The sequence below is a fragment of the Ilyobacter sp. genome (genome assembly GCF_041583315.1).
Lineage (GTDB): Bacteria > Fusobacteriota > Fusobacteriia > Fusobacteriales > Fusobacteriaceae > Ilyobacter.
Window position 1 is genome coordinate 1 of the sequence record NZ_JBFHGC010000100.1, and the last position, 6,456, is coordinate 6,456.

Genomic DNA, 6,456 nt, shown 5'->3' on the forward strand with positions numbered 1-6,456 from the left:
ACTACCTCTGATGATAAAATCTACAAAGCAACAGAAAAAGAGGGTACCATTGATGATTCAAAATGGAGCGAAGATCTCAAGAACTATCACGGTTTCATATGGAGAGAAGCCGGCCATGGAAACTGTGTATTAACTGCAATTGATAAAGCGCAAAAAGAACTAAAAAAAAATTCGGACATTAAGGTTCCAATATTACTGATACATTCTGACAAATCATTTATCGCTAAAGAAGAAAATGAGGATGCTCAAATTGCAGATATAGTTCTCAATATAAAAGATATGCTATCAATAAAATTATGCAATGAAAACCTAATGAACACAGAAAAAATTAAGGATGCTAAACACGATGTTTTCCTATCAAGAAATAAAAGTAGAGAAATGGCTTTTAAAACTATGTTTGGCTGGCTAAAAAGCAAATAATTCGATTGATTGAATTTTAAAAAAGCCTGAAAGCCCCATTTTTAAAGGCATATTTTCAAGAAAAAAAACATTATATAAGATAAATTATTATATTTGTGAATTCTTACCAATTATATTTTTACAATCGCTCACAAAAAAGATAAAAAAATGAAACAAAAATTCATGTTATTCATGCTTGCAATTGCATTACCAACTGGAAGTACATTTGCTCAAGAGACTTACAATCATTGGTCAATACAAGCAAAAGGAGGTGTAAATACTATTAGTGGACTTTATAAAAGCTCAACAGACAGAGATATTAACTATGAAGCAGGTGGTGCAATTGAATATACAATAAGTCCTACTATAGGAATTGGGGCAGAGTATCTATACCTAAACAATGACCATGATTGGAAAAACTTCACTTCTAATATTCATCAAACGACAGTTTTTACTTCATTAAATTTATCTAACTTAACTGTTCCTTATAGAAGTGGATTTTGGAAAAACGTCAATACTTATTTCACAGTTGGCTTAGGAGCTGGAATAGGTGATTTTGAATCTACTGACCCTCTAATTATTGAATCTACAGGAGATGTAGTAAACCTAGTTAATGTTTTAGGGATGAATTTTGAGTATAGTATTAATAAAAATATTGCAATCGGTATTGAACCTCAATATTTCTCAAACACAAATAGCCAATTCAATCCGAAACCTTATCAAACAGACAACAAAAACTTCTACACCGTAAACTTGAATCTTCGCTATAAGATTGGTTCTGGAATGCATATGCGCAATAAAAAAATAGAAAAATGCACATACAATAACCTTCCTTCAAACAAACCTCAAGAAACATTCATTGCTCCTCAAGTTGTTAAAGAAGAAGAAGAAGAAGCTGTAATTCCATTAGAACCAGATGTAGTTGCAGAAGTTAAAAAAATAGATACTATTAAAGTAGAAGTTCCAACTAAAAAGATACCATTAGTAGAACCTGAAGTTAAACCTATCGTAAATGAGAAACCAATTACAGTTAAAGCTGAACGATATAAAACAGAAAGTTGTAATAAAAACTTAAAAGAATATAGTTTGGTGGTTGGTAGTTTTGCCAAAAAAGACAATGCAATAAATTTTTCTAACAAATTGAAAAACAATGGTTCTGAAGGAATTGTTGTTGAAAATAAAGAAGGCATGTATCGTGTAATTACTTATACCGACAGCAACATTGAAACATCAATGGAGCAAGTTAGAAAACTAAGACCTAACTATCCAGACATTTGGATAGCACAATGTAAAGTAAAACAAGAATAAAATTTTAAACCAAGCAAAACGCAGATTTTAATAAAAAGAACAGGCAAATGAAAAATACTTCATTTGCCTGTTCTTTTTTATAGTGAACACTTTTACACACATTATATCTAAAAAATCAATATCCCATCTGCCATCTAAATTTTAATATCAATAAAAAAATAGCTCAATTATTATACATTTTATCAAATGATGTGTATTTTTGCATACCAAGAAAGAATTAGCTATCGATTATTTTCACTTCCCCCCTTTGCTGTGAAATCAAAAATCATCGAACAAAATCTACAGCAATTCTTATTTTATTAAAATATTTTCTATAAGACAATTTAATATTCATCTATATAAAACAAACAAAAATGAACAATTTTGAATGGAATTTTCCTACAAAGATTAATTACGGACCTGGTAAAGTAAACGAAGTTGGTGAAATAGCAAAAGCTTATGGTAAAAAAGCTATGATCGCAACTTATGCTAGAGGTGGTTTTTTAGATTCAATTATCGATACTGTGGAAGCTTCGTTAAAAGAAGCTGGAATTGAATTTGTTACCTTTACAGGAATCGAGCCTAATCCAAGAGCTCAAACCATAGATAAGGCTATAGATAAATTTAAGGCTGAAAAATGCGACCTTGTTATCGCACTTGGTGGAGGAAGTGTTATTGACGGTTCCAAGTATATAGCCGCCACTAGTTTTTCCGGAGGAAAAGCCTGGGACTATGTAGTCTTAGGAGACAGAGTGCCTAGAGAGTACACAGGAGCCTATCCCATTATCTCCATTCCTACTATTTCTGCTTCTGGATCAGAATGCAATGCAGGGGGAGTCTTAACAAATGCTGAAACAAACGAAAAAAGTTTTTCAAGATCACCTTACAGATTTCCAAAAGTAGCTATAGTTGATCCGGAATTACTGACCTCTGTTCCTTTGAGTATCACCAAAGACAGCTGTGTAGATATTTTCTCTCATTTAATCGAACATTATTTGTCAAGTCATTCAGAATCAGATTTTGCAGATAGAATAACTGAAGGAATAATTCTTACATTAAAAGAAAATTTTGACAAAATCATTACTAATCTCTCAGATACTGAAGTGAGAGGGCAATTAGCTCTGTGCTCTATATTCGGTTGGTCCGGACTTCAGGCTCTTGGCAGAACAGGATCCATTCCAATGCATTCAATCGAGATGCCTTTGAGCGCTATTTACGATCTACCACATGGTAGAGGTATGACCATAGTTATTCCTCCTTACCTTGAGCTTATGGCTGACGTGTTACCTCACAGATGGGCAAAATTAGCTAGAAGATGTTTTGGTGTAACAGAACAGGATGATCTCAAAGCTGCTAAATTGCTTTCAGTTAAGGTTGTTGAATGGCTAAAATCTACTGAGTCTTATCTAACTCTTTCTGATGTTAATATTCCATCTGATCAGTTTGAAAAAATGGCCGATGATGTAGTAAGAATGTTTCCAGGTTCAAAAGCAAATACCACAACAGGTCCAAGACCGGTTACCAAAGAAGAAATTATCAAAATTTACGAAATGTGTAAATAGAAATTTAAAAATGGAGTGTCCGTCAGGATACTCCATTTTGCTTTTTTATGAAAAGTTAATCAAAAAGCTTCCTTACACAGAAACGGATTAAAAAAGCCGGATCTTCAGATCCGGCTTCCTTTTATTCAGCCATTTTTATAAGTAGTTGTCCAGTTTTTACACTCTGGCCTTCTTTAGCATAGAGTTTCTTTATAACTCCTGCACTTTTAGCCGTTATATTTGTTTCCATTTTCATAGCTTCTATTATAACTACCACTTGATTTTCTGTTACTTCTTCTCCCTCTTTTACCAGAACCTTCGTTACAGTTCCAGGGATGCTAGACCCTATATGTCTTTCATTTTTAGGATCAGCCATTTTGACTTCAGAGTCATCATTCGAAGCTACCCTCTGAGATTTATCCTTTACCCTTACTTCTGTTCTGTTTCCGTTTAATTCAAAAGTCACAGTTCTGTAACCTTCAGAATCTATTTTAGACAGTTGAAGAAGAGTTATAACCAGAGCTTCTCCCTCTCCCATCTTGACCTCGCAAGTTTCTCCCTCTGCAAGACCGTGGAAGTAGATATCACTTCCTATAGAACTGAAGTCTCCGTATTCTTTCAAGTATTCCAAATATGAATCAAACACATCAGGATAAAGAGCATAACTTATTGCATCTTCCATGTTTGCCTCTATTCCGTGTTTAGCACTTAGATTTTTCATAATAGCATCAAAATCTTCAGGAGGCAGAAGCTCTCCAGGTCTGCATGTAATAGCCTTTTCACCCTTCAATACGATCTTCTGAATATCCTCAGGGAACCCTCCGTCAGGCTGTCCCATCATACCTTTAAAATAAGCCACTACTGAATCCGGGAATGCCATATCCTTACCTTTATCCAGGAAATTTTCCGGAGTCATATCATTCTTAACCATGAATATACCAAGGTCTCCTACCATTTTTGAAGACGGCGTTACCTTTACAATATCCCCTAGCATAACATTTACTTTTCCGTACATCTCTTTTATTTCATTGAATCTGTGACCTAGTCCAAAACTCTCTATCTGAGGTTTCAAGTTTGAATACTGTCCTCCCGGTATTTCATACTTGTATATTTCTGTAGATCCGGACTTAAGGCCAGATTCAAACTGGGCATATACAGGTCTTACTGCATTCCAGTAGTCTGAAATCTGCTGTACATCATCAAGGTTCATTCCTGTATCTCTGTCTGTATTCTCAAGAGCTGCAACTATCGAATTTAGAGACGGCTGGCTTGTAAGTCCAGACATTGCATCAAAGGCAGTATCGATTATATCCACTCCGGCTTCTGCCGCCATTAGACAGGTAGCCACTCCGTTTCCTGTAGTATCATGAGTATGCAGGTGGATAGGTATAGAGATATTTTCCTTTAGAGCCTTCACAAGCTTAAAGGCTGCATAAGGTTTCAAAAGAGCAGACATATCTTTTATTCCCAAAATGTGCGCCCCTGTTTTCTCTATCTCCTTAGCCTTGTCTATATAATACTGTAGATTGTACTTAGTTTTTTTACTGTCTAATATATCTCCTGTATAGCATATACATGCTTCAGCAATTTTTCCGTTTTTTATTACCTCTTGGATAGAAAGCTCCATACCTTTTACCCAGTTCAGAGAGTCAAATATTCTGAAAAGATCTACTCCATTATCTGAAGCCTGTTTTATAAACTCCTGGATTACATTGTCAGGATAGTTTTTATATCCTACAGCATTAGAACCTCTGATCAGCATCTGAAGAAGTACGTTTGGCACTCTCTTTCTTATCTCTCTCAGTCTCTCCCATGGAGATTCTTTCAAGAATCTATAGGATACGTCAAATGTAGCTCCTCCCCAACAACCTATTGAGAAAAGATCCTTTGCCAGGATGGAAGTGTCACGGGCTATTTTCGTCATATCTGTTGTTCTTACACGGGTAGCCATCAGAGTCTGGTGTGCATCTCTCATAGTTGTATCTGTAAGAAGCAGTTTATTCTGGCTCTTGATCCAAGCAACTACACCATCAGGACCTTTTTCCTCAAGAATCTGTTTAGTTCCGTATAATTTTTCTGGTTTTTTAGCTCCAGGAACCACAGGAACATCAAAATCTTTCTCTGCACCGTGAGTTTCATTCACTACCTTTTCAGCTATGAATTTTATTACATTTCCTTCAAAGTCATGTTTTACTGAATTTTCAAATAATTCACTGTGTTTTTCAATAAAGCTTGTATTACACTCTCCCTTTGCAAATACAGGGTGATTCAAAACATTTATCAGGAAATCAACGTTAGTTTTTACCCCGGTAACCTTCGTTTCCTTGATAGAACGAAGTGCCTTTCTTCTGGCATCCTCAAAAGTTCTTCCATGGGAAATTATCTTTACCAACAGGCTGTCGTAATATGGGCTTATTACAGCTCCAGAGTAACCATTTCCTCCGTCAAGACGGATTCCAAATCCGGAACTTGTCCTGTAGACATCTATCTTACCTGTATCTGGTGCAAAGTTATTTACAGGATCTTCCGTAGTTATTCTGCATTGAATAGAGTACCCCTTTGCCTCTATACTCTCCTGAGAAGGTATCCCTATCTCTTTAGAATCCAGGCTGTATCCCTCTGCTACAAGTATCTGGCTCTGGACAATATCTATTCCCGTTACCATCTCACTGATAGTGTGCTCTACCTGTACCCTTGGATTCATCTCTATGAAGTAATGATTTTCGTCTTTATCCACCAGGAATTCAAGAGTACCTGCATTCCTGTAATTTACAGAGCTTGCTATTTTAAGTGCATCTTCACATATGACTTTTCTTTTTTCATCTGAAAGAGTAAGAGCAGGTGTTATCTCTACAACTTTCTGATGTCTTCTTTGCACAGAGCAGTCTCTCTCATAAAGATGAACTATGTTTCCGAATTTATCCCCTATTATCTGAACCTCTATATGCTTAGGTTCCTCTACATACTTTTCCACAAATATATCATCTATTCCAAAGGCTTTCATAGCTTCATTTCTGGCACTTCTGTAAGAGTCAATAACTTCAGAATGATTTCTTACAATACGCATCCCACGGCCTCCGCCTCCTGCAGCAGCTTTCAGCATTATAGGATAACCACAGCTTTCTGAAAAAGAAAGCAGATCCTCTTCTGATTTTATAGGTTTATCCACACCTGGGATAGTCGGTACTCCCACTTTAGCGGCGACGATTTTAGACTTTATCTTATCTCC

4 protein-coding genes are annotated in these 6,456 nt (G+C 35.8%); 3 read left to right on the forward strand and 1 reads right to left on the reverse strand.

Annotated elements, in window-relative coordinates:
* The 3 genes from ABZA26_RS04975 to ABZA26_RS04985 all read left to right on the forward strand — a co-directional run.
* The coding region (locus ABZA26_RS04975) for a hypothetical protein (protein WP_372713414.1) at positions 1-420 on the forward strand (420 nt) is incomplete at its 5' end.
* Positions 421-591: 171 nt separating this feature from the next.
* A complete protein-coding gene (locus tag ABZA26_RS04980) occupies positions 592-1,707 on the forward strand; it encodes an outer membrane beta-barrel protein (protein ID WP_372713415.1) in 1,116 nt (371 codons plus the stop codon).
* Between the two features lie 353 nt (positions 1,708-2,060).
* The gene (locus ABZA26_RS04985; RefSeq protein WP_372713416.1) at positions 2,061-3,248 is read left to right on the forward strand and encodes an iron-containing alcohol dehydrogenase; all 1,188 of its coding nucleotides are present in this window, start codon (positions 2,061-2,063) and stop codon (positions 3,246-3,248) included.
* 121 nt (positions 3,249-3,369) lie between these two features.
* Here ABZA26_RS04985 and ABZA26_RS04990 read toward each other — a convergent pair.
* Positions 3,370-6,456 (reverse strand): pyruvate carboxylase (locus ABZA26_RS04990; RefSeq protein ID WP_372713417.1); only part of this gene is annotated, 3,087 nt, incomplete at its 5' end.